Source organism: Nocardioides plantarum, from assembly GCF_006346395.1.
Taxonomy (GTDB): domain Bacteria; phylum Actinomycetota; class Actinomycetes; order Propionibacteriales; family Nocardioidaceae; genus Nocardioides; species Nocardioides plantarum.
On record NZ_VDMS01000004.1, the window covers coordinates 19,500 to 44,297 of the forward strand.

A 24,798-nucleotide genomic window follows, 5' to 3' on the forward strand; every position below is an offset into this window, starting at 1 on the left:
CGAGTCGGGCCAGTGGGTCAGGCCCGGGTCGAGCCGACCCAGGACGGGTCGCTGTCGGCCTCGCCCTGCACGTCGCCCTCGGGACTGGTGGCGGCGGTGTCGCCCGCCAACGATCGCGCCAGCGCCTCGTCCAGCGACAGGTAGGCCGTGCCGGGCGCGAGCTCGCGGCGTACGACGTCGTCGCGGCAGACCATGTCGTGCGTGAGGCTGCGCACCAGCGCGCCGATGGTGGAGCGGGGGATGCCGGTGAGCACCGCGACGCCCTCACCGACGAGCCGGACCGGTGCGAAGAGCAGCGGCACCTGCGGGCGCTCCAGCCCCGCCACCGCGGCGAAGCGCGCCAGCAGCTCGGAGTAGGTCAGCACCTCGTCGCCGCCGACGTCGTAGGTGCGGTCGCGCGGCTCGCCGTCGAGCGCGGCGAGCAGGAGACGCACGACGTCCTCGACCGCGATCGGCTGGATCCGGCTACGCATCCAGATCGGCAGCGTCAGGACCGGCAGCCGCTCGGTCATCCGGCGCATCACCTCGAACGACATCGAGCCGCCGCCGATCACCATCGAGGCCCGCAGCACGGTGGCGGGCGTCGGACCGGCGCGCAGGATCTCCTCGACCTCGAGACGCGAGCGCAGGTGGTCGGACAGGTCGCCCGGCGCCACGTCGGGCACCAGGCCGGAGAGGTAGACGAGGCGGCCGGTCCCGGCGTAGGCGCAGGCGGCCACGACGCTCTCGGCGGCGTCGCGGTCGCGGTGGAGGAACTCCCCCGCCCCCATCGAGTGCACGAGGTAGAAGACGGCATCGGTGTCGCGCACGGCGAGGTGGACCGACACGGTGTCCTCGACGTCGAGGTAGCGCCGCTCGACCCGGTCGGCCCAGGCGAACCGGTCGATCCCCTCGACGTCGCGGGCGCCCACGGCGACCTCGTGACCGGCCGCGAGCAGGGCCGGCACCAGCCGCGACCCGACGTAGCCGGAGGCTCCGGTGACCAGGACTCGCATGCCGCGAACCTACGTGACACCTGTCGCGCGATACTTCACCCATGACGCTGCGCGTGGGGTTCGTGACTGGCGCCACCCCCGACAAGTGGGCCCGCGCCTGGCGTGAGCGCCGCAGGGAGCCACTGGCGCTGACACCGGTGACCGAGGACGAGCAGCTCGACGGCGTCCGGTCCGGCGAGCTCGACATGGCGCTGGTCCGGCTGCCGGTCGACCGCGATGCCCTGCACTGCGTGCGCCTCTACGACGAGCTGCAGGTGGTCGTGGCCGGGCGCGACCACCTCGTGGCCGCGGCCGACGCCGAGGGCGTGATGCTCGCCGACCTGGTCGACGAGCAGCTGGTGCTCCCCCACGTGTCCGGGTGGACGCCGCAGGCCGACCAGCTGGCCTGGCCCCCGATGTCGGCCGCCGACGCGGTCGAGACGGTCGCCGCCGGCACCGGCATCGTGATCCTCCCGATGTCGGTCGCGCGGCTGCACGGCCGCAAGGACGTCGTGACCCGCCCGGTGACCGACCTGGACCCCACGACCATCGGCCTGGTCTGGCGCATCGACGCCGACGACGAGCGCACCCAGGACTTCGTCGGCATCGTCAAGGGCCGCGGCGCCAACTCGACCCGCGGCTGACGCCGACCCCCGGCTACCAGCTGGTGGCGAGCGGACGGCCCTCGTGGAACCCGGCCGCCGACTGCACGCCGACCACGGCGCGCTCGTGCAGCTCGGCGAGGGTCGTGGCCCCGGCGTACGTGCACGCGGAGCGCACACCCGAGCAGATCTGGTCGAGCAGGTCCTCGACCCCCGGCCGGGCGGGATCGAGGTAGAGGCGCGAGGAGGAGATGCCCTCCTCGTAGAGGCCCTTGCGAGCCCGGTCGTACGCCGACTCACCGGCGGTGCGAGAGGCGACGGCCCGCGCCGAGGCCATGCCGAAGGACACCTTGAACGCGCGGCCGTCGGCGTCGTGCACGAGGTCGCCCGGCGACTCGTGGGTGCCGGCGAACCAGGACCCGACCATGACCGACGACGCGCCGGCGGCCAGGGCGAGCGCGACGTCGCGGGGGTGGCGCACGCCGCCGTCGGCCCACACGTGAGCGCCCAGCTCGCGGGCGGCGGCCGCGCACTCGAGCACCGCGGAGAACTGCGGGCGGCCCACGCCGGTCATCATGCGGGTGGTGCACATGGCGCCGGGACCGACGCCGACCTTGACGATGTCGGCGCCCGCCGCGACGAGGTCGCGGGTGCCGTCGGCCGACACGACGTTGCCGGCGACGACCGGCACCTGCGGGTCGAGGGCACGCACCGCGCGCAGCGCCTCGATCATCCGGTCCTGGTGGCCGTGGGCGGTGTCGACGACGAGGCAGTCGACCCCGGCGTCGAGGAGCGCCGCGGCGGCGCTCGCGACCTGGCCGTTGACCCCGACCGCCGCCGCGATCCGCAGACCGCCGCGGTCGTCGGTGGCTGGGGTGTAGAGGGTGGCGCGCAGCGCTCCGGTCCGGGTCAGCACCCCCGCGAGGGACCCGTCGGGGTGCGTCGCGACGGCGAGGGCGACGCGGGCCTCGTCGAGCTGCTCGAACACGGTTCGCGGCTGCGCCGTCTCGGCGACCACGACCGCCGGCGGGCGCATCACGTGGGACACCTGGGCGAACCGGTCGACGTCGCGGCAGTCGGACTCGGCCACGATGCCGACCGGCCGGCCGTCGACCACCACGACCGCGGCCCCGTGCGAGCGCTTCGGGATGAGCGAGAGGGCCTCGGCGACGGTCTGGTGCGGGTCCAGGGTGATGGGGGTGTCGAAGACGAGGTGGCGCGACTTCACCGACGCGACCACGTCGGCGACGACCGCGGCCGGGATGTCCTGCGGGATGACCGTGATCGCGCCGCGACGGGCGACGGTCTCGGCCATCCGCTTGCCGGCGACGGCGGTCATGTTGGCCACGACCAGGGGCAGGGTGGCACCCGTGCCGTCGGTCGTGGCGAGGTCGACGTCGTAGCGACTGGCGACCGCGCTGCTGCGCGGCACCATGAAGACGTCGTCGTAGGTGAGGTCGTGCGAGGGCGCTGCGCCGAGGAACTCCACTGGCCGGAGTCTACGGCGGCCTACGCCGTGGCGGTGACCCCGATCCGGCCGTCCCGGAACGCCTGCACGAAGCAGGCGTGGTCCTCCCGCACGCGCTCGGCGTACGACGCCCCGAACCGGGTGATCCAGGCGACGAGGTCGTCCTCGCGGCCGGCGACCGCCTCGGTGATCGCGTCCTCCACCTGGATCTCGACGAGGTCCTCGTCGCTGTCCTCGTCGGAGGCGCAGTGGATCTTGGCGGTGGCCCGCCCCAGCAGCCCGACGACGTCCTCGATGTCGGCGGGCTCGGTCAGCCCCGACCAGTCCAGGTCAACCTCGTAGGGAGAGACCTCGGCCACCACGTAGCCCACGCCGTCGATCTCGGTGTAGCCGAGCAGCGGGTCGGTGTGCACCTGCAGCGCGCGTTGGCTGACCACGGTGCGGTGCCCCTCGTGCTCGAAGTAGCGCTCGACGTCGCCGGTGTCGACGAACCGGCTGACCGCCGGGACGTTGGCCTGCTTCATCGAGAGGAGCACGTCGTTGTCGAGGGCCTGGCTGTAGCCCTCGACCAGCACGTTGTAGGCCGGGAGCCCGGCGCTGCCGATGCCGAAGCCGGACTTCCCGACGACGTCACGCACCTCGTAGAACAGGTCGCGGTCGCTGCGCCGGCGCGGCGGGATGGTGGCGAGGTAGGTCTCGAACGCCGCGACCACCCGGGCGTGCTCGTCGTCCTCGAGGCGACGTACGGACGGGTGGTCGGCGAACCGGCGCACCCCGTCGACCTCCACGGTGTTGGCGTCGAGAAGGTCGGCACGACGCCGGCGGCGGGCCGTCACCAGGGCGCCGTGGATCGGGCCCGAGGTGGTGGTGAGGTCGAGCGAGAAGTCGTCGTCGTCCTGGCTCTCGACGTAGGCGCGGACCTGGTCGAGGTAGGCGCGCACGTAGGTCTCGGTCAGCCGGGCCACGTCGTCCACGGGCAACGCCTTCTGCCAGCCCATCAGGGCCAACGAGGCCGCGAACCGCTGGAGGTCCCACGTGAAGCGCCCCAGGTAGGCCTCGTCGAAGTCGTTGACGTCGAACACCAACCGCCCGTCGGCGTCGAGGTAGGTGCCGAAGTTCTCCACGTGCAGGTCGCCGTGCACCCAGATCCGGCCGGCGGCCCCGGTCGCGAACGGGTCGGCCTCGCGGCCCTCGCGCTCCCCGACCAGGTCGTGGAAGAACAGGCAGGCCGTCCCCCGGTAGAACGCGTGCGGGTCACGGGCCATCGTGCGGAACTTGGCCCGGAAGGCGGTCGGATCGGCCTCCATCAGCGGCGCGAAGGCGTCGGCGAGGACGGACACGATGACCTCGGCGCGGTCGGGGGTGACCCTGTCGTCGTGGCTGTCGTCGTGGCTGTCGTCTGGAGCAGTCATGCCGCCACGGTGTCAGACGCCCGGACCGGGCCCTGGTACTCACCCGAGGTCGAGTACGTCGGCCGACCGGCCCGGCCGCCGGGGACGCGAGGGTTCTCGGCATGACGAACAACACCAGCGCCCCCGCCAAGAACACCGCCGCTTTCTTCGCCATGGCCGGCATCTCGTTCGCCGTCGCCCTGCTGTCGCTCCTGATGGCCGTGCTCTACCTCGACGCCGAGCCGTGGGCCAAGGCCTTCCTCGCGCTCGGCACCCTGTTCCTCACGACCTCGGCGTTCACGCTCGCCAAGTGCGTGCGCGACAACCAGGAGAGCCAGTCGGTGGTCCACCGTCTCGACCAGGCACGGGTCGACCGCCTGCTCGCCGAGCACGACCCCTTCCGCGCCGTCTCCTGACCCACCGCTCGCCCCGCTCCCCCGTCGGGCCCGCACTCGCCCCGAGTGCGGGCCCGTCGTCGTCGGTGTGCCCACGCTCACGGTCGGGGTCCGGCCACCCCGCGGGGCGGCGTACGACGGCGCCCCGGCTGGGAGGATGGGGCCATGGCTCTCCTCCACACGATCAGCTCCGTCGTCCGCCTCCCGCTGCACCTGGCGGTCAAGACCGTCGGCACCGTCGCCGGCCTGGTGCCCGGGCACGGCGCCAAGGCGGCACCCGCGCCGACCGACGTGAAGTCGCCCGCGGCGCCGGCCACCCCGGTCGCCGAGCCGGTGGCCAAGCCCGCCGCGAAGGGACCGGTCACGCCGGCGTCGGCCGGTCCGACCCCGGACCCGGCTGCCCCCGCACCCAGGGCCCCCGCAAGGAAGCCCCCGGCCAAGAAGGCCCCGGCGAAGAAGGCCCCCGCCGCGACGGTGGCCGAGCCGGCGACCAAGGCGCCCGCGGCCGACCCCGTGGCCCCGGCCCCGGCCAAGAAGTCGGCGGCGGGAGCGGCGAAGAAGGCTGTGCCGGCCACGAAGGCGGCTGCGCCGGCCCCCGAGCCCGAGCCGACCCCCGTGACCGCCATCGACGCCGAGGCGCTCGACGACGAGGTCGACGTCACCCCGGCCGACATCGCCCGGTCGATGGGCAGCCAGCTCGACGACCGGCCGCCCAGCCCGTCCTGACCCCTCGGCACCACCCGCACGACCGACGGCCCCGCGCGAGAAGCGCGGGGCCGTCGTCGTACGGCGTCGTGGCGGTGGGGTCAGCGCAGCTCCGAGCTGGACAGCCCCAGCACCCGACGAGCCACGATCAGCTGCTGGATCTGCTGGGTCCCCTCGAAGATGTCGAGGATCTTGGAGTCGCGCGCCCACTTCTCGAGCAGCTCGGTCTCGCTGTAGCCGATGGAGCCGGCGAGCTCGACGCACGAGAGCGTGATGTCGGACCCGACGCGGCCGGCCTTGGCCTTGGCCATCGACGCCTCGAGCGAGTTGGGCTCGCGGTTGTCGGCCATCCACGCCGCCTGCAGCGTGAGCAGGTAGGCGCCCTCCCAGTCGGACTCCATCTGCAGGAGCTTCGCCGCCGCGGCGCTCTGCAGGACGGCCGGGCGGTCGTAGTCGACCTCGATGCCGGCGTCCTGGAGCAGGTCGCGGGTCAGGTCGAGCGAGGCCCGGGCGCAGCCGACGGCCATGGCGGCGACCAGCGGACGCGTGTTGTCGAACGTCGCCATCGCACCGGCGAAGCCCTGCTTGACGTCGACCTCGGGAGACCCGAGGAGGTTGTCCTTCGGGACGCGACAGTTCTCGAAGATGATCGTCGCGGTGTCGGAGGCACGGATGCCGAGCTTGTGCTCGAGCCGGTCGACCCGCATGCCGGGCGTGCCCTTGGCGACGACGAACGACTTGATCGCCGCACGACCCAGGTCGCGGTCGAGGGTCGCCCAGACGACGATGTGGTCGGCGCGGTCACCGGAGGTGACGTAGATCTTCTCGCCGTTGATGACGTACTCATCGCCGTCGAGGACCGCGGTCGTCCTGATGTTGGCGGAGTCGGAGCCCACGCCGGGCTCGGTGATCGCCATCCCGGCCCACACGCCCTCGAGGCGCGCGAGCTGCTCGTCGTTGGCGACCGAGGCGATGGCGGAGTTGCCGAGGCCCTGGCGCGGCATCGACAGCAGCAGCCCCACGTCGCCCCAGCACATCTCGGCGATCGACATGACCGAGGCGAGGTTGGCACCGTTCTTGACGGTCCTGTCTGCGTCCTTCTCGTCGCGTCGTACGCCGGCCGCACCGGCGCCCTCGGACGCGCCGGACTCGGAGAGGCCGTCGATCATCGCGGCCAGCATGTCGAGCTCCTTGGGGTACTCGTGCTCGGCACGGTCGTACTTGCGGGAGATCGGGCGGAGCATGTTCATCGCGACCTGGTGGGCCTGGCCCACCAGCGGCTTGAACTTCTTCGGGTCGTCGAGATTGATGGCCATCAGACCAGCACCGCACCTTCCATGATTCCGACGGCACGCAGGTCGCGGTACCACCGCTCGACCGGGTGCTCCTTGACGAACCCGTGACCACCGAGCAGCTGGACGCCGTCGAGGCCGATCCGCATGCCCTTGTCGGCGCACGCCTTGCGGGCCAGGGCGACCTCGCGGGTGAAGTCCTTGCCGGCGGCCGCCCGGGCCGCGGCCTTGTAGGTCAGCAGGCGCATGGCCTGCAGCTCGATCGCGATGTCGGCGACCATGAACGCCACCGACTGGCGGTGGGCGATCGGCTCGCCGAACGCCTGGCGCTCCTTGACGTAGGGGGTCACGTAGTCGAGGACGGCCTGGGCCGTGCCGATCGACAGGGCACACCACGCCAGGCGGGACAACCGCACGCACTCGGTGTAGGTGGAGCCGTCGGTCTCGCCGAGGACGGCGTCGGCCGGGACCGTGACACCAGTCAGGGTCAGCTTGGTCAGCGACGCGGCGCGCACGCCCATCGCCGGGTCGCCCTCGACCTCGAGACCGGCGGCGCCGGACTCGACGAGGAACAGGACGGGCTTGCCGTCGAGCGAGGCGCCGAGGACGAAGAGCTCGGCCCGGGCGCCGCGGGGCACCAGGGTCTTGACGCCGTCGAGCACGTAGCCGTCGGCCGTCCTGCGGGCCGTGGTCGACGGCGACAGCACGTCGAAGAGAACGGTCGGCTCGGTGAGCGCCAGGGCCGCTGCGGGCACGTCGTCCCCGGTGAACGCGGGCAGGTAGGTCTGCTGCTGGGCATCGGTGCCCCAGAGTCCCAGCGCCGTGGCGACCGAGCCGGGCGCGAGGCTGGCGACGGCCAGCCCCATGTCGCCCTTCGCCAGCGCCTCGGCCACGAGGGTGCCGGCCATGGCCGAGCGCTCCTCGGAGATGCCGCCGAGGTCCTCGGGGATGCCGAGGATCGGCAGGCCGATCCCGAGACCGGCCTCGAGGACCGCCTGGGGCGCCTCGCAGGTCTCGTCGGCCCCGGCCGCCGCCGGGCGGACGACCTCGTCGGCGTACTGGGTGACGACGTCGACGAGCATCTGCTCGTCCTCGGTCGGGGTCAGGTCGAAGACGCCGCGGGGCGTCGACGCCGGGGCGGGCCGCGAGCCCGGCGTGCCGGACCTGCCCGCCTTGGCGAAGGTGCGGCTCGCGGTGGTGAGCACCTTGAAGCCGTCGCGGGTGACGGAGAAGACGGCCTGCTCGGCCGGCTTGCGGAGCTTGACCTTGTCGATGAGGTCGCTCTGGGCCAGGCGGTTGAGGCCGGCCACGAGGAACCCGATCGGGTCACGGGACTCCGAGCTCGGGACGCCGTGCCGGCCGCCCGGCCTGAGGCTGGAGATGAGGGACATGGGTCGAATGTAACTGTGAGTTACACAGAGCGCTACACCAACCTCGGGTGCGGGCTGTCACACGTCCTTCCCTAGGATCGTCGCCATGTCCGACGACGCCCCCCTCGCGCCCCACGGCCCCCTGCCCACGGGCGGCACGGTCCGCCCGATCACCCGCTGGGGCACCCCGGTGATGCACCGCCCGCAGGCGAAGGTGACGTCGTACGACGACGCGCTGCGGGCCCTGGCCGCCGACATGGTCGCCACGATGTACGCCGCCGACGGGGTCGGTCTCGCCGGCTGCCAGATCGGCGAGGACGTGGCGATCTTCGTCTTCGACTGCCCCGACGAGGACCGGGTGCGCACGGTCGGCGTGGTGTGCAACCCCGTGCTGACGCTGCCCGAGGGCAAGGACCGCCGCCTCGAGGAGGACGAGGAGGGGTGCCTGTCCTTCCCTGGGGCGTTCGTCGACTGCGCGCGTCCCGACTGGGCCTCGGTCAGCGGGTTCGGGCTCGACGGCGAGCCGGTCAGCTTCGAGGGCACCGGGCTGCTGGCCCGCTGCCTGCAGCACGAGACCGACCACACGGTGGGCACCGTCTTCGGCGACCGCGTGCCGACCAAGGCGCGCAAGAAGCTGCAGAAGAGGCACGACGAGGTCGCCGACGACTTCCCGGCCGACTGGCCCGTGGGCGAGAGCCCCGCGACCGACTGAGGCTGGGGGTCGGCGGCTGGTTCAGAGGTTGCCTGCCCACCGGGGATCCCTGAAGTTCGCAGGCGAGATATTGCCTGGGAACTTCAGATGTCCCCGGCTCACAGGCATTCCCTGACCGCGACCGGGTTCAGCGGCGGGCGGTGACGTAGCAGGCGACCGCGCTGGCCGCGGCGACGTTGAGCGAGTCGACGCCGTGCTCGGCCCCGCGGGCCATCGGGATGGTCGCGCGCCGGTCCGCGGCGCGCTGCCAGGCGGGCGACAGCCCGTGACCCTCCGACCCGAGCACCAGGGCCACCCGGTCGAGACCGCGGACGGCGTCCTCGACGTCGACCGCGTCGTCGGCGAGCGTCAGGGCGACGGTCGTGAAGCCGGCTGCCGACAGGTCGGGGAGCGCGGTGCGCCAGTCGGGCAGCCGGGTCCACGGCACCGAGAACACCGCGCCCATGGCGACCTTGATCGAGCGCCGGTAGAGCGGGTCGGCGCAGCGGGGCGACAGCAGCACGGCGTCGAAGCCCATCGCGGCGCCGGAGCGGAAGATCGCGCCGACGTTGGTGTGGTCGACGACGTCCTCGAGCACCAGGACCGACCGAGCCCCGTCGAGCACCTCGGCGACCGGGGGCAGGGCACGACGCCGTAGCGACGCGAGCGCACCCCGGTGGACGTGGAAGCCGGTCACCTGCTCGACGAGCGCCTCGGGCAGCACGAAGCAGGGCGCGTCGGTGCGCGCCAGCACGTCGGCGAGGCCGTCGAGCCAGCGCGGGGCCATCAGGAAGGACCGCGCGTCGTGGCCCGACTCGACGGCACGGCGTACGACCTTCTCGCCCTCGGCGAGGAACAGGCCGTGCTCGGCCTCGAGGTGCTGACGCAGCTGGACGTCGCGCAGGTCGCGGTAGTCGGCGAGCCGCAGGTCACCGGGATCGGTGATCTCGACGACCTCAGCCACGAGACGCCACGGGGGCCGGGTAGTGCTCCGGGTGCGCCACGGCGACGACGTGGCCCACGACGATGATGGCCGGCGGGCGGACGCGCTCGCGCTCGATGGTGGCGGCGAGGTCGCCGAGGGTGCACAGCACGGTCCGCTCGGTGGGCATCGAGCCGTCGCAGACGAACGCGACGGGGGTGTCGGCCGGGCGACCGCCCGCGAGCAGCGCGTCGGCGATCTGCGGCCCGTGCTCGACGGCCATCATCAGCAGCAGGGTGCCGCGCAGCCGGGCGACGGCGTCCCAGTCGGTCAGCGACGTCGGGTGGCCCGGCGGGACGTGGCCCGAGACGACGGTGAACTCATGCGCGACCCCGCGGTGGGTGACGGGGATGCCGGCGGTGGCGGGGACGGCGACGGGGCTGGACACCCCGGGGATGACGGTGACCGGGACCCCGGCCTCACGGCACGCGATGACCTCCTCGTAGCCCCGGCCGAAGACGAAGCTGTCGCCGCCCTTGAACCGGACGACGCGTCGCCCGGCCAGCGCCTGCTCGACGATGATCCGGTTGATCTCCTCCTGCTGCGCCGACCGCCCGCGCGGCAGCTTGGCGACGTCGTAGAGCTCGACGTCGGTCGGCAGGTCGCCGAGAGCCTCGCGCGGGGCCAGCCGGTCGGCCACCACGACGTCGGCCTCCATCAGCGCCCGGCGTCCGGCGAGGGTGAGGAGCTCGGGGTCGCCCGGCCCGCCACCGACCAGGGTGACACCGGGGGTGTGCTCACGGACCTCGTGGCTGCCCAGCCGGCCCTCGCGGAGCGCCTCGAGCACCTCGTCGCGGATGGCGGCCGACCGACGCGGCTCGCGTCGTCCGAGGACGGCGACGGTGACCCCGGCCGCCCGGCCCGCGGCCGGGGTCCAGGCGGTCGCCACCGAGGCGTCGTCGGAGCGCACGCAGAAGATGCGCCGCTCCTCGGCGGCCGCGGAGACCTGCTCGTTGACGGCGATGTCGCTGGTCGCGGCGACGGCGTACCAGGAGCCGTCGAGGTCGGCCGGGACGAAGCCCCGGGGCTCCCAGGTGACCTCGCCGCCGGCCACGAGACCCTCGAGGGCGGGTCGCACCTCGGGCGAGACGACGGTGACCAGGGCACCGGCGGCGATCAGCTGCGGCACCCGGCGCTGGGCGACCTGACCGCCGCCCACGACGACGACCCTGCGCCCCTCGAGCCGCAAGCCGACGGGATAGAGCACCGGGTCGTCCATGGCGTCATCATCCCGGCCCGCGAGGGTGGGTCCCCGGGTGGGGGTCCCCCGCTACGTTGGGCAGATGGCCCTCGATCGCCCCGTGTCCCCCGACCCCTACCCGCTGCTGCCCGCCGCGCCGGCCTTCGGCGTGACCAGTGCCGACGTCACCGACGGTCAGCCCCTCAAGGACGACCAGGTCGCCGACGCCGGCAACACCTCGCCCCAGCTGTCGTGGGAGCCCGTCGACGGCGCCCAGAGCTACACCGTCACCTGCTTCGACCCCGACGCCCCCACGCCCAGTGGCTTCTGGCACTGGGTCCTGGTCGACCTGCCCGCCGACGTCACCTCGCTCGAGACCGGCGCGGGGTCCGCGGACGCGAGCCTGCCGGGCTCGGCGTTCCACGTCCGCAACGACACCGGCACACCCGGCTTCACCGGCGCCGCGCCGCCCCAGGGCGACCAGGTGCACCGCTACTTCTTCGTGGTGCACGCCGTCACCGAGCCGACCCTCGGCGTCGACGCCGACGTGACCCCCGCCGTCGTGTCGTTCAACCTGGCCTTCAAGACCGCCGGTCGGGCCATCGTGCACGGCACCTACCGGCACTGATCGGGCTCAGCCCCGGCTGAGAACCAGCACCGCTCGGTCGTCGTCGCCGCGGGGCACCTGACGGATGATCCGTCGTGCCGCGCCGTAGCGCCCCTTGGCGAAGGCCGTCGCGGCGGTGTCCTGGAGCCAGCGGATGCCGTCCTCGATGTCGTTGCTGCGCGACTCCACGACCCCGTCGGTGTAGAAGAGCAGCGCCTGACCGGGCGCCAGCACCCCGGTGCTGGCCTCGAGCTCGAGGTAGGGCAGCACCCCCAGCGCCAGGCCCCGGGCGCCGTCGGCGACCCACTCCCCGCGGTCCGGCTCCCACGTGAGAGCCGGCGGATGACCGGCGCTCAGGATGGTGTAGCGACCGTCGGTCAGGTCGACGCTGAGGTGGACCGCGGTCGCGAACGTCTCCTCGGTGTAGCGCTCGTCCTGGCGCAGCAGGAACGTGTTGGCGGCCTCGAACAGGGCAGGACCGCGCAGCGCCCCGACCATCCCGCCCAGGGCCCCGGCCAGCAGCAGGGCCGAGGGAGCCGCCTTGACGCCCTTGCCGACGACGTCGACCAGGACGAGGTCGAGCCGGCCGGTCCCCGCGTCGAGGTCGGCGACCATGAAGTCGCCGGCGTACCCGACACCGTGCGCCCCGACCATCGCGGTCTCGCACTCCCAGGAGCCGGGCAGCTCGGGCACCCGGCCCTGGGCGTTGAGACGGTCGCGCAGGTCGGCGAGCAGCGCCGCGCTCAGCGGGCCGGGGAGGCCGCTGCGCTGGCGGCTGGAGGCGAAGAGGACCAGCGCCGCGGCGAGCAGCAGCAGGACGACGCCGGCGACGCGGCCGCCGGCGCCGGCGCCATGCGCGAGCCGGCTGATCGTGCCGCCCGCCACGACCACCACGGAGAGGGCGACCAGCTCGCGGAACCGCAGCAGCAGCAGGCCCAGGAGCATCCACACGAAGAACCCCGCGAGCGGGAACACGTCGTAGTCGTGGAGCGAGACGACCATCGAGACGACGACGCCCGCCGAGAGCGCGGCCAGCACCAGCTGCTGGCTCCGACGGGTGCCGGACCGCCAGCCCGAGATCGCGTCGTCCACGGCGCGGTTCAGACTGTTCACACCCGGACCGTAGCCGCCACCGGCGGGCTGCGCCGCCACCTGGGAGGATCCGTGGTGTGAGAGCCGAGCAGAGGGTCGACATCCTCGGTGCGCCCTGGGTGGCCGAGACCATCGGGCTGGCGCCCGACGAGGAGGGTCCGGTCGTCGCGACGCTGGTGTCCCGGCGCGCCGAGCGACCGGTCGGACGGGCGGTGCTGCACGTGCACGGCTTCGCCGACTACTTCTTCCACACCGAGTACGCCGAGTGGTGGCTGGCCCGTGGCTACGACTTCTACGCCCTCGACCTGCGCAAGTACGGCCGCTCGATCCGGCCGCACCAGACCCCGACCTACGTCACCGACCTGCACGACTACTTCGCCGAGATCGACCTGGCCTGGTGGCGGATCACCGAGCGCGACGGCCACGACGAGCCCGGAGCCGTGGTCCTCTCCGCGCACTCGGCCGGCGGCCTGGTCGCCTCGCTGTGGGCCCACCACCGCCAGCCTCCCGGCCTGGGCGCGCTGGTGCTCAACTCCCCGTGGCTCGACCTCCAGGGAGCACCGTGGCTGCGCACGGCAGCGGCCGGGCGGGTGCTCGACCGGGTCGGCCGCCGGCAGCCGCGTCGCGAGCTCGTGCGCGACGTGTCCGGCGTCTACGGGCGCAGCCTGCACCGCGACTACGACGGCGAGTGGGACTACGACCTGACCTGGAAGCCCATCGAGTCCTACCCGGTCCGGCTCGGGTGGCTGCGCGCCATCCGCCAGGGGCACGCGGAGGTGCATGCCGGTCTCTCGGTGCTCGCCCCGGCCCTCGTCCTGTCGTCCGCCGCGACCGTGTTCACCACGCAGGACGCCGACGCCGTGCACTCCCACGACATCGTGCTCGACGTGCCCCAGATCCGCCGCTGGGCGGCCTCGATCGGACCGCACGTCACCTACGCCGCGATCGACGGGGCACGCCACGACGTGGTGCTGTCGCTGCCACAGGTGCGCGAGCGCGTCTACGACGAGCTCGGGCGCTGGGTGACGGCGTACGTCGACTAGAGGGCCGCGCCCGGCGTCGGCACCGGCTCACGACCAGGGCGGGCCGTCGTAGCGCTCGCGCGTCACGAACTCCTCGATCGGCTGGCGCTTGAGCTTGGTGAGCACCTTGACCGGGCGGCCGAGCGGCACGACCGCCGCCAGGGCGAAGGTGTCGGGCATGCCGAAGAGCTCCTTGACGGCCGGCTCCTCGACGACGGCCATCGTGGTGATCGTGCCGCCGAAGCCCTCGTTGCGCGCGGCGAGCAGCACGTTCCACACCAGCGGGTAGACGGACCCGCCGCTGATCACGCCGACCCGGTCGAGGTCCTGGTCCATCGAGGCGACGACCGCGAGGTCGACGAAGAAGACCAGGACGACGGGCGCCTGCAGCACCGGGTCGGTGAACCGACCTGGCACCTCGGTCGTCGCGATCTCCTCGGGCGTCGGTCCCGGGGGGTGGACACTGTTCCAGGGACTCTCGCCCGCGCCGATCTGCGCCACGTAGCGTCGTACGGCACTGGGGTAGAGCGCCACCAGCCGCTCGCGGGTCTCCTGCTCACGCACCACGACGATGTGGGCCCCCTGCCGGTTGCCCCCGCTGGGGGCGAAGCGCGCGTTGTCGAGGATCCGGGTCAGGGTCTCGTCCGGCAGCGGGTCGTCGGTGAATTCCCGGACCGCCGGGGTGGTCCGCATGACGTCGTAGAGCTCCATGGCGACCACGCTCTCACGTGGCCGGTCACTCACTCGAAGGCGTCGGGGTCGGTCGCCACGGTGACGAGCACCACCACGACGTAGAGGACCACGACCGCGATGCCGAGGTAGCCGATGATCAGGCCGGCGAGCGCCAGGCCGGCCCCCTGCTCCCCCGTGCGCTTGACCTGGCTGCGCGCGACGTGGCCGCAGATCACCGCAGCGATGCTCCCGACACCGCAGACCCAGACCAGCGAGGAGACCAGCGAGGCGATCGCAAGCCCGTTGGTGCCGCGCGGCGGGGCGTAGCCGTAGGGCGACGGCGGCGCGCCGTACGGCGACGGCTGGGGGGCCTGGGACGGCTGGTAGGGCTGGTGCGACTGGTGGTACGGGTTCGGGCCGGGCTCGCTCACAGGGGTCCTCTCGAGTACGACGGGCCGCGCGCCCGTGCCTCGATTGTCCGGTCCGCGGCCGGGCCGTGGGCACGAGCCCCCGGGCTGGTCGGGCACCACTAGGGTCCGGAGGCATGAACTCTGTGACCAGCCTCTCCCTGGGCCGCATCGGCGTCGGCGTCGCCGCCCTCGTCAAGCCGGACCTCGTCGGGTCGACCCTCGGTGCGCCGACGAGCCACCCGCTCCTGACGCAGTGGTTCGGCTCCCGCGAGATCGCCCTCGGCGCCGCCACCCTGCTCACCTCGGGCTCCGCCCGCCGCACCCTGGTGCTGCTCGGGGCGGCGGTCGACGGGGCCGACGCGGCCACGGCGTACGCCGCCGTGGAGGCCGAGCGGCTGCCGCGGGCCGTCGGTTACGCGCTGACGGCGGTCGCCGCGGGCGCCGTGGTCTCCGGCCTGCTCGGGCTGAGGGTCAGGACCACGCGGGTCGTCGAGACGGTCTGACCGCGGCGTCGAGGCGGGCCTGGCAGTAGACCTGGCAGTAGACCTAGCCCGCCAGGATCGCCACGAACGCCGTCAGGCCGACCACGACGATCGTCGCCCGCAGGGCCAGGGGCGGGAGCCGCTTGCCGATGCGGGCCCCGAGGAGTCCTCCTACGACCGAGCCGGCCCCGATGAGGGCCACCACCCGCCAGTCGACGTCGGCGACGAAGACGAAGATGAGCCCGGCGACCCCGTTGACGGCGGCGGCGAGGATGTTCTTGACGGCGTTGCTGCGCTGCAGCGACTGGGCGATGCCGATGCCGAGGACCCCCATCAGCAGCACGCCCTGAGCGGCGCCGAAGTAGCCGCCGTACACGCCGGTGAGCAGCACGGCCGGCCACACCCACCACGCGCCGTCGCTCGGCTCGTCGCCCCGGGCCTCGGCGCGGCGGCGTACCCACGCCGACAGCCGCGGCTGGCCGATGACCAGCACCACCCCGAGCATGATCAGGACCGGTACGACGGCCTCGAAGGCCCCGTCGGGCAGCACGAGCAGCAGGACCGCCCCGATCGCACCGCCGATCACCGAGGCGCTGAGCAGACGCACGACCCGGCTGCGCTGCCCGGTCAGCTCGTCGCGGTAGCCGATGGCGCCGGTGACCGACCCGGGCACCAGGCCGATGTTGTTGGACACGTTGGCGGTCACCGGGGGCACCCCGAACGCCAGCAGCGTCGGGAAGGTGATCAGGGTGCCGGACCCGACGACGGTGTTGATGGTGCCGGCGGCCACTCCGGCGAGGGCCACCAGGACGGACTCGAGCGGACTCACTCCTGGGCAGGACCTGCCGCGGGGTCGACAGGGGGCACGGGCGGCACGGGCGGCTCGGAGGGCATCGACGGGACGTTGCTCGGGTCGATGGACGGGTCGGACACCGCCGGGTGGGCGGCGCTCTGGGCCGCGGCGATGGCCTGCTGGACGGCGTCGTTGGCCTGGCTGACCTCGGGATCGACGGCGTCGGCGGTGGGCACGACGGGGTCCTTGGGCCCCATGTCGACCCGGGTCGCCGGCCCGTCGACCTCCTTCGGGATGCCCTGGAGCTGGGTCATCGTCGAGCCCAGGCCCTCGAGGGCCTTGCCGATCTCGCTGGGCACGATCCACATCTTGTTGGCCGTGCCCTCGGCGATCTTGGGCATCATCTGGAGGTACTGGTAGGCCAGCAGCGACTGGTCGGGGCGACCGTCGTGGATGGCCTGGAACACCGTCTGGATCGCCTGGCCCTCACCCTGGGCGCGCAGGATCTGCGCCTCCCGGTCGGCCTGGGCACGCAGGATCTGGGACTCCCGCTCGCCCTGGGCGGTGAGGATCGCCGACTGCTTCTGGCCCTCGGCGGACAGGATCGCGGACTGGCGCCCACCCTCGGCGGTCAGGATCTGGGCGCGCTTGTCGCGGTCGGCGCGCATCTGCTTCTCCATCGAGTCCTTGATCGACGGCGGCGGGTCGATGCCCTTGATCTCGACGCGGTTGACCCGGATGCCCCACTTGCCGGTGGCCTCGTCGAGCACCCCGCGCAGGCCGGAGTTGATCGAGTCGCGGCTGGTGAGCGTCTCCTCGAGGGTCATCCCGCCGACGATGTTGCGCAGCGTGGTCATCGTCAGCTGCTCGACGGCCTGGATGTAGTTGGCGATCTCGTAGGTCGCCGCCACCGGGTCGGTGACCTGGAAGTAGATGACGGTGTCGATGGCGACCACGAGGTTGTCCTCGGTGATCACCGGCTGCGGCGGGAAGCTGACGACCTGCTCGCGCAGGTCGATGAGGTAGCGCACCTTGTCGACGAACGGCACCACCGTGTTGAGCCCGGCGGGCAGGGTCTCCTTGTACTTGCCGAACCGCTCGACGACACCGGCGCGCGCCTGCGGCACGATCCGGATCGTCTTGGCCAGCAGCACCACCAGGAACAGCAGCAGGACGCCGACGACTATCAGGAATGCCATGGTTCAGCCCTCCAGGCTGGGGATGGGGTGGACCCGAGCGGTCGCCCCGCGGATCTGCAGCACCTCGACGGTCTCGCCCGCCTCGATGGTCGTGAGGTCGTCGTACGGCGTCGCCGACCAGATCTCGCCGCCGACGCGGATGCGGCCCGTCTCGTGGGCGGTGATCCGCTCGGTCACGACGGCCTCGCGGCCCACCAGCTTGCCGTGCCCCAGCCGTAGCTCGGGGCCAGTGTGCAGGCGCTTGAGGACGGGCGGTCGGACGAGCAGCAGCATCGCAGCGGCCGCGCCGCCGGCCACGACGAGCTGGAGCACCAGCGGAGCCCCGACGAGGGCGACGACCGCACCGGCGATCGCCCCCACGGCCAGCATGACGAGCACCAGGTCGAGGCTCATCAGCTCGGCGACCCCGAGGATCGCGGCGGCGGTCAGCCACACGCTCCAGAGGTTGTCGCTGAGCCAGTCCACGAGCCCAACCCTAGTCGGGACCCCTCAGCGGTGGCGCACGTCGCGTCGCGCAGCCCAGCGGCCGTCGGCGTGGGTCAGCGTCAGCGGCATCCCGAACGTCGCGGAGAGCTGCTGCTCGGTCAGCACCTCGTCGACCGGGCCCTCGGCCACGACCCGCCCCTGCTTGAGCAGCAGCGCGTGCGTGAAACCGGGTGGGATCTCCTCGACGTGGTGGGAGACCAGCACGGTCGCCGGGGCGTCGGGGTCGTGCGCCAGGGTGGAGAGGGTGGAGACGAGGTCCTCGCGACCACCGAGGTCGAGACCCGCGGCCGGCTCGTCGAGCAGCAGCAGCTCCGGGTCGGTCATCAGCGCACGGGCCACCTGCACCCGCTTGCGCTCGCCCTCGCTCAGGGTGCCGAAGGTGCGCGCGGCGAGGTGGGCGACCCCGACCTCACGCAGCAGGTCGTCGGCCCGCTCGTGGTCGAGGTCGTCGTACTGCTCGCGCCAGCGGCCGGTCACGCCGTACGCCGCCGACACGACGACGTCGCGGACCAGCTCCTGGCGCGGGATCTTGTCGGCCAGCGCGGCGCTCGTCAGCCCGATGCGGGGCCGCAGCTCGAACACGTCGACGGTGCCCATGAGCTCACCGAGCACCCCCACCAGGCCGGAGGACGGGAACAGCTGGGCCGAGGCGATCTGGAGCAGCGTCGTCTTGCCGGCGCCGTTGGGCCCCAGCACCACCCAGCGCTCGCCCTCGCGGACCACCCAGGTGACCTGGTCGAGCAGCACGGTGGCGCCTCGGCGCACGGTGACGTCGGCCAGCTCGAGGACGGGAGTGGGCATGCCCCCAACCCTATGGTGTGGGCCGACCCGGGGAGGAGCCGCGCTACGGTCGGGACCGTGCCGACCGACACGACCAGCCCGCTTCCGGTCTCGGGCCGACTGGCCTGGTGGGCTACCGCCTGGGTGCGTGGCCACATCGGCCCGGACGACCTGCTCGACGCCGTCCTCGACGGCGACGTCACCCACGTGGTCGTCGGGCCGGAGCCCGGACTGGTCGCGACCCTGGCGTCACTGCGCGACGCCGGCGCGACCGCGTTCGGCGCGGCGTTCCCGGTGGAGGGCGACCCGGTCGGGCTGGGCGGCCCACGCGAGCTCAACGCCGCGGCGCTCGAGGTCGGCGAGGCCGTCATTGCGGTCGGGGCGGTCGGGGTTGCCGGGGTTGCCGGGACCGCCGGGGCCGGGACTGCCGAGGCCGCCGCGGCCGCCGGGGCCGCCGGGGCCGCCGGGGCCGCCGGGGCCGCGCTGGTGCCGTCCCGCGTCGGCCCGACCGTCGAATGGACACTGCTCCCGGCCCGACGCCGCCAGCTGCCCGACGTCGGAGAGGCCGATCGCGACCTGCGTCGGGTGCTGCTGGAGGCGGCCGACCGGCTCGCGGCGCTCGAGGTGGCGCGCTGGCGCCCCGAGGTGGCCGACCAGATGATGAACCTGCGGCACCGTCCCCCCGTCACCGCCCCACCGGGGGTCCCCGACCGGTGCGTCGACCTGGCCGCGCGCGGGCTGCAGGCGCTCAGCATCGCCGAGCTCGCGCTCGAGGACGACGGGGGTGCGCTCAGCGTCTCGGAGATCGAGGCGCGTCGCAGCGCCCTGGCTCCCCTGGCCCGGGCTGGCCGGCACGCGCTGGTCGCGGCGTGCTCGCCTGAGGTCTGGCCGCCGGTCTGAGCTATCGCGGCACCCGCATCTGTGGCTGAGTCCGAGCCGGGCCTAGACGGCGGAGTGACCCACCCCGAATCACTTTCCGGACCCCCCGGAACCGCAAAGTGACCCACCCCAAGTCACCTTCCGGACCCCCCGGAACCGCAAAGTGACCCACCCCAAGTCACCTTCCGGACCCCCCCAGAACCGCAAAGTGACCCACCCTGCGTCACTTCACGATCCAGGCACCGCTCAAAGCCGACGCACCCCGGGTCACTTCACGATCCAGGCACCCCTCGAAGCCGACGCACCCCGGGTCACTTCACGATCCAGGCACCCTTCAAAGCCGACGCACCCCGGGTCACTTCACGATCCAGGCACCCTTCAAAGCCGACGCACCCCGGGTCACTTCACGATCCAGGCACTCGATGGGTCCCGCGGAACGGGTGGTCACGCCGAGGTCCACACCCCCAGCCGGTTGCCGTCGGGGTCGTGGAAGTAGAACCGCCGCCCGCCCGGGAACGGGTAGGGCGGTTCGACGACCGTGCCACCGGCGGCCTCCACGACGGCGACGGTCGCCTCGAGGTCGTCGGAGTACAGCAGCACCAGCACGCCGCCGGCTCCGGACGGGGTGCCGACGGCCAGGCCGCCGACCTCCCCGTCGCCGTCCGACCACCGGATGCCGGCGTAGGCGGGGCCGTAGTCGTTGAAGGCCCAGCCGAACGCTGCGGCGTAGAACGCCTTGGCCCGCTCGAGGTCGGTCACGGCGATCTCGACGTAGTCGATCGCGTGGTGGACGTGGGTCTGCTCGTCGCTCATGCGACCAGCATGGACGCTCCCCCCGACAGTGCGGGCCGAGCCGCTAATCTCTCGCTCGATGAGCACCCGGCCCGGCGCGACGAGCGAGCGTCCCGACACGCTCCTGGTCACCCTGACCGGCCGGGACCGTCCGGGCGTGACGTCGTCGGTGTTCGCCGCGCTCACCGCCGTCGGGGTCGAGGTCATCGACATCGAGCAGATCATCCTGCGCCGCCGCCTGATCCTCGGTGTGCTGGTCACCGCCCCCCGCGACTGGCGGCGGGTGGTCGACGCGGTGCAGCAGACCGCGGCCGGGCTCGACATGCAGGTCGAGATCGAGCGTGGCACCGGGGACAACCGCTCGCGGCAGGCCGGCCGGTCCCACGTGACGGTCATCGGCAGCCCCCTCAAGGCCGGGCACATGGCCGCCGTGGCCGGCCGCATCGCCGATACCGGCGGCAACATCGACCGCATCGAGCGGATGGCGCGCTACCCGGTCACCGCGATCGACCTGCACGTGTCGGGGGCCGACCCCGACCACCTGCGCTCGCTGCTGGCCGTCGAGGCCGCGAGCCAGGGCATCGACATCGCGGTGCAGCCGGCGACACTGCTGCGCCGCGGGGTCCGGCTGATCGTGATGGACGTCGACAGCACCCTCATCCAGGGCGAGGTCATCGAGATGCTGGCGGCGCACGCCGGTCACGAGGCCGAGGTCGCGCGGGTCACCGAGGCGGCGATGCGCGGCGAGCTCGACTTCGAGGCGTCGCTGCGCGAGCGGGTCCGGCTCCTCGCCGGGCTCGACGCCTCGGCCCTCGACACCGTCTACGACGCGATCGTGGTGACCCCGGGCGCCCGCACCATGGTCCGCACGCTGCGGCGGCTCGGCTACCGGTTCGCGATCGTCAGCGGCGGGTTCAGCCAGATCACCGACCGCCTCGCCGCCGACCTCGGCATCCACTTCGCGCGCGCCAACGAGCTCGAGATCGTCGACGGTCGCCTCACCGGCGAGATCGTCGGCGAGGTCGTCGACCGGGCCGGCAAGGCCCGGGCACTGCGCGAGTTCGCCGACGCGGTCGGCGTACCGATCGCGGCGACCATCGCCATCGGCGACGGGGCCAACGACCTCGACATGCTCAACGCCGCCGGTCTGGGCGTCGCCTACAACGCCCGCAAGATCGTGCAGGAGGCCGCCGACACCACGGTCAACGTCCCCTACCTCGACTCGATCCTCTACCTGCTGGGCATCTCCCGCGAGGAGATCGAGGCCGCCGACGCCGAGGCCGGCATCGTCACGCCTGCCCCTCCGGTCTGAGACTCACTCGAGCACGACCCGTTCGCCGAACGCCGGGGTGAGCGCGACGGCGTCGAGGCCCGACTCCCGGGCGGCACGGTGGAAGCGCTGGGGTGGGCTGACGAAGAGCCGGCGGTGGTTGGCCGGCCGGAGCCGGCGCAGGGCGAGCGGCCAGTAGGTCCCGTAGTGGACGGCCAGGGCCCAGCGGGCGCCGACGTCGGCCACGGCGGCCACCGCCTCCTCGGGGTCGAGGTGCTCGTCGCCCAGGCTCGGCCCCCACCCGCCGATCGGGACAGCGGCGAGGTCGACCGGGTCGACGGACGCGAAGTCGCTGCGCACGCCGGTGTCGCCGGGGTACCAGACGCTGGTCGTGCCGTCGGTGAAGCGGAACCCGACGGCGGGGACGTCGTGGTGGCGGCGGCTGAGCTTGTCGCGCCGTCCGTCGTGGGTCGCGGGCAGCACGTCGACCCGTACGCCGGCCACGTGGACCGAGTCACCGGGCGCGACCTCCACGAGCTCGTGGCGGGTCAGCCCCTTGACCGCGCCGGCGGCACCTCGCGGGACGACGACCGGGACGTCGGTGCCGAACCGGGCCAACGAGGGCAGGTGCAGGTGGTCGTGGTGCAGGTGCGAGACCAGCACGAGGTCGGCCAGCGACGCCGCCTCCGGGGGCTCGGGGACCGAGCGCCGCAGGTGGTAGAGCCGAGCCGTCATCAGCGGGTCCGTCGCGACCTTGGCGCCGCCGAGCTCGAGGGTCATCGACGAGTGGCCCCACCAGGTGACCGCGCTCATCGCGCTCCGCCGCGAGATCCAGGCACATCCACGCGGGCGAGCGTAGTTCTCGCCGTCCGCCGCCCGGCATGCTGGGTCTCATGGAGATCTCACTGCAGGGCAGGACCGCCGCGGTCACCGGTTCGACCCAGGGCATCGGGCTGGCCATCGCCACCGGGCTGGCCGGCGCCGGGGCCCGGGTCGTGGTCAACGGGCGCAGCGAGGAGACCTGCGCCCGAGCAGCCGAGGCGGTACGCGGCGCCGTTCCGGGTGCCGACGTCGTACCGGTGGCGGCCGACGTGGCGACCGCCGAGGGCGCGGCCGTCCTGGTGTCGGCGGTCCCCGACGTCGACGTGCTCGTCAACAACCTCGGCATCTTCGGGGCCAAGCCGGTCCTCGAGGTCGACGACGACGAGTGGCGCCGCTACTTCGAGGTCAACGTGCTCTCGGCGGTGCGACTGACCCGGGCCTACCTGCCGCGGATGACCGAGCAGGGCTGGGGCCGGGTGCAGTTCATCTGCAGCGACTCCGCGGTCGTCATCCCCGAGGAGATGGTGCACTACGGCATGACCAAGACCGCCCTGCTCGCGGTGTCCCGCGGCTACGCCAAGGCGGCCGCCGGCACCGGCGTCACGGTCAACGCGGTCATCGCCGGACCGACGCACACGGGCGGGGTCGAGGACTTCGTGGCCGAGCTGGTCGGCGACGAGCTGCCGTGGGACGAGGCGCAGCGCGAGTTCATGCGCCGGCACCGGCCGCAGTCGCTGATCCAGCGGCTGATCGAGCCCGACGAGATCGCCCACCTGTGCACCTACCTCGCCTCCGACCTCGCGTCGGCGACGACGGGTGGCGCCCTGCGGGTCGACGGCGGGTACGTCGACGCGATCCTGCCCTGAGCCCTATCGCCCCTCCGGGAGCCCGTCCTGCCGCCCGACGTGGTAGCCGACGAGGCTGGCCCGGCCGACCGCGAGGTCGCCCCACGAGCCGGTGAAGGTGAGCACCGCGGTCGCGCTCGTCGGGAACAACCCGAGCAGCATCTCGTGGCCGGCGTCGGCGTCGCCCTCACCGTCGTCGAGGGAGCTGACCAGGGAGTGCACGGTGGGGTTGTGCCCGATCACGAGGGCCGTGCCGACCTCGTCGTCGAGCAGGCGCACCAGGTCGAGCGCGGTCTCGGCGTCGGCGGCGTAGAGCCCCTCGTCGAGCGTCGGCTCGAGCGCCCAGCCCGCGGCTCCGGCCACGCGCTCCCAGGTCTCCCGGGTGCGCCGCGCTGCGGAGACCAGGGCCGCGTCGGGGCCGAGGCCCCGGTCGCGCAGCCACCGGCCGGCGGCCTCGGCGTCGCCGTGACCCTGCGGGGCGAGCGCCCGCTCGGCGTCGCTCGGGCCGGCCGGCTCGGCCTTCGCGTGCCGCATCACCACGAGCGTGCGAGTCCGGTCCACCATGTGGGTCACAGTAGTTGAGAGCACCCGCGGGTCCGTCGTACGACGTCACTAGGGTGGTCTCCATGCCTCCCGGTCCCCTCATGATCATCGGCGGAGCCGAGGACAAGCTGCGCCGTCGCACCATCCTCAAGGACTTCGTGGCCCGGTCCGGTGGACCGGAGGCGCGGATCGCCGTGGTGCCGACCGCCTCGTCCCTCGGTCCCGAGGTCGTCGAGGTCTACGACGCCCTGTTCCGTCGCGAGGGCGCCGCCGACGTCGTGGCCATCCGTCCCCAGTCGCGCGACGACGCCCACGACCCCGACCTGGTCACGCGCCTGGGCGACGTGACCGGCATCTTCATGACCGGCGGCAACCAGCTCAAGCTGTCCGCGATCGTCTGCGGCACGCCGCTGGGCGACGAGATCGTGGCGGCGCACACGCGGGGCGTCGTCGTCGCCGGCACGTCGGCCGGGGCGAGCATCCAGTCGAGCCACATGGTGGCCTTCGGCGGACCGGGGTCGACCCCCAAGCAGCGGATGACCCAGGTCGCGGCCGGGCTCGGGCTGCTCGAGTCTTCGGTGATCGACCAGCACTTCGACCAGCGCAACCGCTACGGCCGGCTGCTGATGATCGTGTCCCAGTCACCGCAGCTGCTCGGGATCGGCGTCGACGAGGACACCGCGGCGATCGTCGAGACCGTGCCTGCCGCCCTGCCCGGCGGCGACGACCACGAGGTGCTGCGGGTGCTGGGCCGCGGCGCGGTCACGATCATGGACCCCGCGCGCATCACCACCAACGCCTTCGAGGCCAAGCGGTCCACCGCCATCCTCGCCAGCGGCGTCGTGCTGCACGTGCTGCCGGAGGGCTCGTCCTTCGACCTGACCACCCGCACGCTGGTGCCCCACGCCGCGACCGTCGACCCGACCGAGGCGGCCGAGATGGCCGAGGCCGGTCAGGACCTGCGCCAGCTCGCCCGCGACATCGCCGCCGCGGACGCCGACCCGACCACCCTCAAGCGGCGGCTGGCCCGCAGCCGCGCCACGAAGTAAGGACG

General features: G+C 73.2%; 28 protein-coding genes. 11 read left to right on the plus strand and 17 right to left on the minus strand.

The annotated features are described in order from the left end of the window. Positions 1 to 17: 17 nt before the first annotated feature. The gene (locus tag FJQ56_RS16260) at positions 18 to 995 is read right to left on the minus strand and encodes an NAD(P)H-binding protein (protein ID WP_140010651.1); all 978 of its coding nucleotides are present in this window, start codon (positions 993 to 995) and stop codon (positions 18 to 20) included. Between the two features lie 41 nt (positions 996 to 1,036). Between FJQ56_RS16260 and FJQ56_RS16265 the strand changes: the two genes are divergently transcribed. Then, complete coding sequence (locus tag FJQ56_RS16265; protein WP_140010652.1) at positions 1,037 to 1,618, plus strand: LysR substrate-binding domain-containing protein; 582 nt, start codon at positions 1,037 to 1,039, stop codon at positions 1,616 to 1,618. A gap of 13 nt (positions 1,619 to 1,631) precedes the next feature. On the opposite strand, the gene FJQ56_RS16270 is transcribed toward FJQ56_RS16265, so the two are convergent. Further along, complete coding sequence (locus FJQ56_RS16270) at positions 1,632 to 3,065, minus strand: GuaB1 family IMP dehydrogenase-related protein (protein WP_140010653.1); 1,434 nt, start codon at positions 3,063 to 3,065, stop codon at positions 1,632 to 1,634. Between the two features lie 20 nt (positions 3,066 to 3,085). Then, positions 3,086 to 4,456, minus strand: coding sequence for a DUF2252 domain-containing protein (locus FJQ56_RS16275; RefSeq protein WP_140010654.1), 1,371 nt, complete (start codon positions 4,454 to 4,456; stop codon positions 3,086 to 3,088). Between the two features lie 101 nt (positions 4,457 to 4,557). Here FJQ56_RS16275 and FJQ56_RS16280 point away from each other — a divergent pair, with 101 nt between their 5' ends. Together FJQ56_RS16280 and FJQ56_RS22230 are read left to right on the plus strand one after the other, a co-directional pair. Continuing rightward, on the plus strand, positions 4,558 to 4,851 hold the full coding sequence (locus FJQ56_RS16280; RefSeq protein ID WP_140010655.1) for a YiaA/YiaB family inner membrane protein: 294 nt from the start codon (positions 4,558 to 4,560) through the stop codon (positions 4,849 to 4,851). Between the two features lie 144 nt (positions 4,852 to 4,995). Further along, entirely contained in the window at positions 4,996 to 5,556 is a 561-nt protein-coding gene (locus FJQ56_RS22230; protein ID WP_170215438.1) for a hypothetical protein, read from the plus strand. Between the two features lie 80 nt (positions 5,557 to 5,636). Here the strand turns inward: FJQ56_RS22230 and FJQ56_RS16290 are convergent, their stop codons facing one another. Together FJQ56_RS16290 and FJQ56_RS16295 are read right to left on the minus strand one after the other, a co-directional pair. After that, positions 5,637 to 6,851, minus strand: coding sequence for an acyl-CoA dehydrogenase family protein (locus tag FJQ56_RS16290; protein ID WP_140010656.1), 1,215 nt, complete (start codon positions 6,849 to 6,851; stop codon positions 5,637 to 5,639). Further along, on the minus strand, positions 6,851 to 8,218 hold the full coding sequence (locus tag FJQ56_RS16295; protein ID WP_140010657.1) for an acyl-CoA dehydrogenase family protein: 1,368 nt from the start codon (positions 8,216 to 8,218) through the stop codon (positions 6,851 to 6,853). Before FJQ56_RS16295 ends, FJQ56_RS16290 begins: the two co-directional genes overlap by 1 nt. A gap of 85 nt (positions 8,219 to 8,303) precedes the next feature. On the opposite strand from FJQ56_RS16295, the gene def reads away from it, so the two are divergent. Next, positions 8,304 to 8,909, plus strand: coding sequence for a peptide deformylase (gene def / locus FJQ56_RS16300; protein WP_140010658.1), 606 nt, complete (start codon positions 8,304 to 8,306; stop codon positions 8,907 to 8,909). Positions 8,910 to 9,036: 127 nt separating this feature from the next. Here def and FJQ56_RS16305 read toward each other — a convergent pair whose 3' ends face one another. Both FJQ56_RS16305 and cobA read right to left on the minus strand, forming a co-directional pair. Beyond that, on the minus strand, positions 9,037 to 9,852 hold the full coding sequence (locus FJQ56_RS16305; protein ID WP_140010659.1) for a TrmH family RNA methyltransferase: 816 nt from the start codon (positions 9,850 to 9,852) through the stop codon (positions 9,037 to 9,039). Next, the gene (gene cobA / locus FJQ56_RS16310; protein WP_140010660.1) at positions 9,845 to 11,089 is read right to left on the minus strand and encodes a uroporphyrinogen-III C-methyltransferase; all 1,245 of its coding nucleotides are present in this window, start codon (positions 11,087 to 11,089) and stop codon (positions 9,845 to 9,847) included. The genes FJQ56_RS16305 and cobA overlap by 8 nt, the downstream gene beginning before the upstream one ends. A gap of 64 nt (positions 11,090 to 11,153) precedes the next feature. On the opposite strand from cobA, the gene FJQ56_RS16315 reads away from it, so the two are divergent. Next, positions 11,154 to 11,678 carry a YbhB/YbcL family Raf kinase inhibitor-like protein gene (locus tag FJQ56_RS16315; protein ID WP_140010661.1) on the plus strand — a complete coding sequence of 175 codons (525 nt, stop codon included), beginning with the start codon at positions 11,154 to 11,156 and terminating at the stop codon, positions 11,676 to 11,678. 6 nt (positions 11,679 to 11,684) lie between these two features. Here the strand turns inward: FJQ56_RS16315 and FJQ56_RS16320 are convergent, their stop codons facing one another. Continuing rightward, a complete protein-coding gene (locus tag FJQ56_RS16320) occupies positions 11,685 to 12,770 on the minus strand; it encodes a PP2C family protein-serine/threonine phosphatase (protein WP_140010662.1) in 1,086 nt (361 codons plus the stop codon). Between the two features lie 56 nt (positions 12,771 to 12,826). Between FJQ56_RS16320 and FJQ56_RS16325 the strand changes: the two genes are divergently transcribed. Beyond that, positions 12,827 to 13,792 (plus strand): alpha/beta hydrolase, encoded by a 966-nt coding sequence (locus FJQ56_RS16325; RefSeq protein WP_140010663.1) that lies wholly within the window; start codon positions 12,827 to 12,829, stop codon positions 13,790 to 13,792. 27 nt (positions 13,793 to 13,819) lie between these two features. Here the strand turns inward: FJQ56_RS16325 and FJQ56_RS16330 are convergent, their stop codons facing one another. Further along, positions 13,820 to 14,482, minus strand: coding sequence for a nitroreductase family protein (locus tag FJQ56_RS16330; RefSeq protein ID WP_140010664.1), 663 nt, complete (start codon positions 14,480 to 14,482; stop codon positions 13,820 to 13,822). Between the two features lie 29 nt (positions 14,483 to 14,511). Further along, complete coding sequence (locus FJQ56_RS16335) at positions 14,512 to 14,874, minus strand: DUF4190 domain-containing protein (protein WP_170215439.1); 363 nt, start codon at positions 14,872 to 14,874, stop codon at positions 14,512 to 14,514. Between the two features lie 113 nt (positions 14,875 to 14,987). On the opposite strand from FJQ56_RS16335, the gene FJQ56_RS16340 reads away from it, so the two are divergent. Then, on the plus strand, positions 14,988 to 15,356 hold the full coding sequence (locus FJQ56_RS16340) for a hypothetical protein (RefSeq protein ID WP_140010666.1): 369 nt from the start codon (positions 14,988 to 14,990) through the stop codon (positions 15,354 to 15,356). A 43-nt stretch (positions 15,357 to 15,399) separates the two neighbouring features. Here the strand turns inward: FJQ56_RS16340 and FJQ56_RS16345 are convergent, their stop codons facing one another. Genes FJQ56_RS16345 through FJQ56_RS16360 form a run of 4 tightly spaced genes read right to left on the minus strand, consistent with a single transcriptional unit; the run spans position 15,400 to position 18,614 of the window. Beyond that, the gene (locus FJQ56_RS16345; RefSeq protein ID WP_425464899.1) at positions 15,400 to 16,140 is read right to left on the minus strand and encodes a sulfite exporter TauE/SafE family protein; all 741 of its coding nucleotides are present in this window, start codon (positions 16,138 to 16,140) and stop codon (positions 15,400 to 15,402) included. Between the two features lie 20 nt (positions 16,141 to 16,160). Beyond that, positions 16,161 to 17,327 (minus strand): SPFH domain-containing protein, encoded by a 1,167-nt coding sequence (locus FJQ56_RS16350; RefSeq protein ID WP_140010668.1) that lies wholly within the window; start codon positions 17,325 to 17,327, stop codon positions 16,161 to 16,163. A gap of 3 nt (positions 17,328 to 17,330) precedes the next feature. Beyond that, complete coding sequence (locus tag FJQ56_RS16355; protein WP_140010669.1) at positions 17,331 to 17,792, minus strand: NfeD family protein; 462 nt, start codon at positions 17,790 to 17,792, stop codon at positions 17,331 to 17,333. Positions 17,793 to 17,816: 24 nt separating this feature from the next. After that, the gene (locus tag FJQ56_RS16360) at positions 17,817 to 18,614 is read right to left on the minus strand and encodes an ABC transporter ATP-binding protein (protein ID WP_140010670.1); all 798 of its coding nucleotides are present in this window, start codon (positions 18,612 to 18,614) and stop codon (positions 17,817 to 17,819) included. Between the two features lie 57 nt (positions 18,615 to 18,671). Between FJQ56_RS16360 and FJQ56_RS22235 the strand changes: the two genes are divergently transcribed. Next, positions 18,672 to 19,493 (plus strand): hypothetical protein, encoded by an 822-nt coding sequence (locus FJQ56_RS22235; RefSeq protein ID WP_170215436.1) that lies wholly within the window; start codon positions 18,672 to 18,674, stop codon positions 19,491 to 19,493. A 423-nt stretch (positions 19,494 to 19,916) separates the two neighbouring features. On the opposite strand, the gene FJQ56_RS16375 is transcribed toward FJQ56_RS22235, so the two are convergent. Next, complete coding sequence (locus tag FJQ56_RS16375; protein WP_140010673.1) at positions 19,917 to 20,285, minus strand: VOC family protein; 369 nt, start codon at positions 20,283 to 20,285, stop codon at positions 19,917 to 19,919. 58 nt (positions 20,286 to 20,343) lie between these two features. Here FJQ56_RS16375 and serB point away from each other — a divergent pair, with 58 nt between their 5' ends. Then, the gene (serB, locus tag FJQ56_RS16380) at positions 20,344 to 21,576 is read left to right on the plus strand and encodes a phosphoserine phosphatase SerB (RefSeq protein WP_211351121.1); all 1,233 of its coding nucleotides are present in this window, start codon (positions 20,344 to 20,346) and stop codon (positions 21,574 to 21,576) included. Between the two features lie 3 nt (positions 21,577 to 21,579). On the opposite strand, the gene FJQ56_RS16385 is transcribed toward serB, so the two are convergent. Then, a complete protein-coding gene (locus FJQ56_RS16385) occupies positions 21,580 to 22,347 on the minus strand; it encodes an MBL fold metallo-hydrolase (RefSeq protein ID WP_140010675.1) in 768 nt (255 codons plus the stop codon). Positions 22,348 to 22,427: 80 nt separating this feature from the next. Between FJQ56_RS16385 and FJQ56_RS16390 the strand changes: the two genes are divergently transcribed. Next, positions 22,428 to 23,222 (plus strand): SDR family NAD(P)-dependent oxidoreductase, encoded by a 795-nt coding sequence (locus tag FJQ56_RS16390; RefSeq protein WP_140010676.1) that lies wholly within the window; start codon positions 22,428 to 22,430, stop codon positions 23,220 to 23,222. Positions 23,223 to 23,225: 3 nt separating this feature from the next. Here the strand turns inward: FJQ56_RS16390 and FJQ56_RS16395 are convergent, their stop codons facing one another. Further along, entirely contained in the window at positions 23,226 to 23,765 is a 540-nt protein-coding gene (locus tag FJQ56_RS16395; protein ID WP_140010677.1) for a SixA phosphatase family protein, read from the minus strand. A 62-nt stretch (positions 23,766 to 23,827) separates the two neighbouring features. On the opposite strand from FJQ56_RS16395, the gene FJQ56_RS16400 reads away from it, so the two are divergent. After that, positions 23,828 to 24,793: a cyanophycinase gene (locus FJQ56_RS16400; RefSeq protein ID WP_140010678.1), complete on the plus strand. Its 966-nt coding sequence runs from the start codon at positions 23,828 to 23,830 to the stop codon at positions 24,791 to 24,793. Positions 24,794 to 24,798 lie beyond the last annotated feature (5 nt).

Coding starts and splice junctions, on each gene's coding strand:
- FJQ56_RS16400 (WP_140010678.1), top strand. CDS start 23,828: ATGCCTCCCGGTCCCCTCATGATCATCGGCGGAGCCGAGGACAAGCTG.
- FJQ56_RS16265 (WP_140010652.1), top strand. CDS start 1,037: ATGACGCTGCGCGTGGGGTTCGTGACTGGCGCCACCCCCGACAAGTGG.
- cobA (WP_140010660.1), bottom strand. CDS start 11,089: ATGGACGACCCGGTGCTCTATCCCGTCGGCTTGCGGCTCGAGGGGCGC.
- FJQ56_RS22230 (WP_170215438.1), top strand. CDS start 4,996: ATGGCTCTCCTCCACACGATCAGCTCCGTCGTCCGCCTCCCGCTGCAC.
- serB (WP_211351121.1), top strand. CDS start 20,344: ATGAGCACCCGGCCCGGCGCGACGAGCGAGCGTCCCGACACGCTCCTG.
- FJQ56_RS16290 (WP_140010656.1), bottom strand. CDS start 6,851: ATGGCCATCAATCTCGACGACCCGAAGAAGTTCAAGCCGCTGGTGGGC.
- FJQ56_RS16390 (WP_140010676.1), top strand. CDS start 22,428: ATGGAGATCTCACTGCAGGGCAGGACCGCCGCGGTCACCGGTTCGACC.
- FJQ56_RS16360 (WP_140010670.1), bottom strand. CDS start 18,614: ATGCCCACTCCCGTCCTCGAGCTGGCCGACGTCACCGTGCGCCGAGGC.
- FJQ56_RS16330 (WP_140010664.1), bottom strand. CDS start 14,482: ATGGAGCTCTACGACGTCATGCGGACCACCCCGGCGGTCCGGGAATTC.
- FJQ56_RS16275 (WP_140010654.1), bottom strand. CDS start 4,456: ATGACTGCTCCAGACGACAGCCACGACGACAGCCACGACGACAGGGTC.
- FJQ56_RS16340 (WP_140010666.1), top strand. CDS start 14,988: ATGAACTCTGTGACCAGCCTCTCCCTGGGCCGCATCGGCGTCGGCGTC.
- FJQ56_RS16295 (WP_140010657.1), bottom strand. CDS start 8,218: ATGTCCCTCATCTCCAGCCTCAGGCCGGGCGGCCGGCACGGCGTCCCG.
- FJQ56_RS16260 (WP_140010651.1), bottom strand. CDS start 995: ATGCGAGTCCTGGTCACCGGAGCCTCCGGCTACGTCGGGTCGCGGCTG.
- FJQ56_RS16315 (WP_140010661.1), top strand. CDS start 11,154: ATGGCCCTCGATCGCCCCGTGTCCCCCGACCCCTACCCGCTGCTGCCC.
- def (WP_140010658.1), top strand. CDS start 8,304: ATGTCCGACGACGCCCCCCTCGCGCCCCACGGCCCCCTGCCCACGGGC.
- FJQ56_RS16350 (WP_140010668.1), bottom strand. CDS start 17,327: ATGGCATTCCTGATAGTCGTCGGCGTCCTGCTGCTGTTCCTGGTGGTG.
- FJQ56_RS16375 (WP_140010673.1), bottom strand. CDS start 20,285: ATGAGCGACGAGCAGACCCACGTCCACCACGCGATCGACTACGTCGAG.
- FJQ56_RS16385 (WP_140010675.1), bottom strand. CDS start 22,347: ATGAGCGCGGTCACCTGGTGGGGCCACTCGTCGATGACCCTCGAGCTC.
- FJQ56_RS16395 (WP_140010677.1), bottom strand. CDS start 23,765: ATGGTGGACCGGACTCGCACGCTCGTGGTGATGCGGCACGCGAAGGCC.
- FJQ56_RS16280 (WP_140010655.1), top strand. CDS start 4,558: ATGACGAACAACACCAGCGCCCCCGCCAAGAACACCGCCGCTTTCTTC.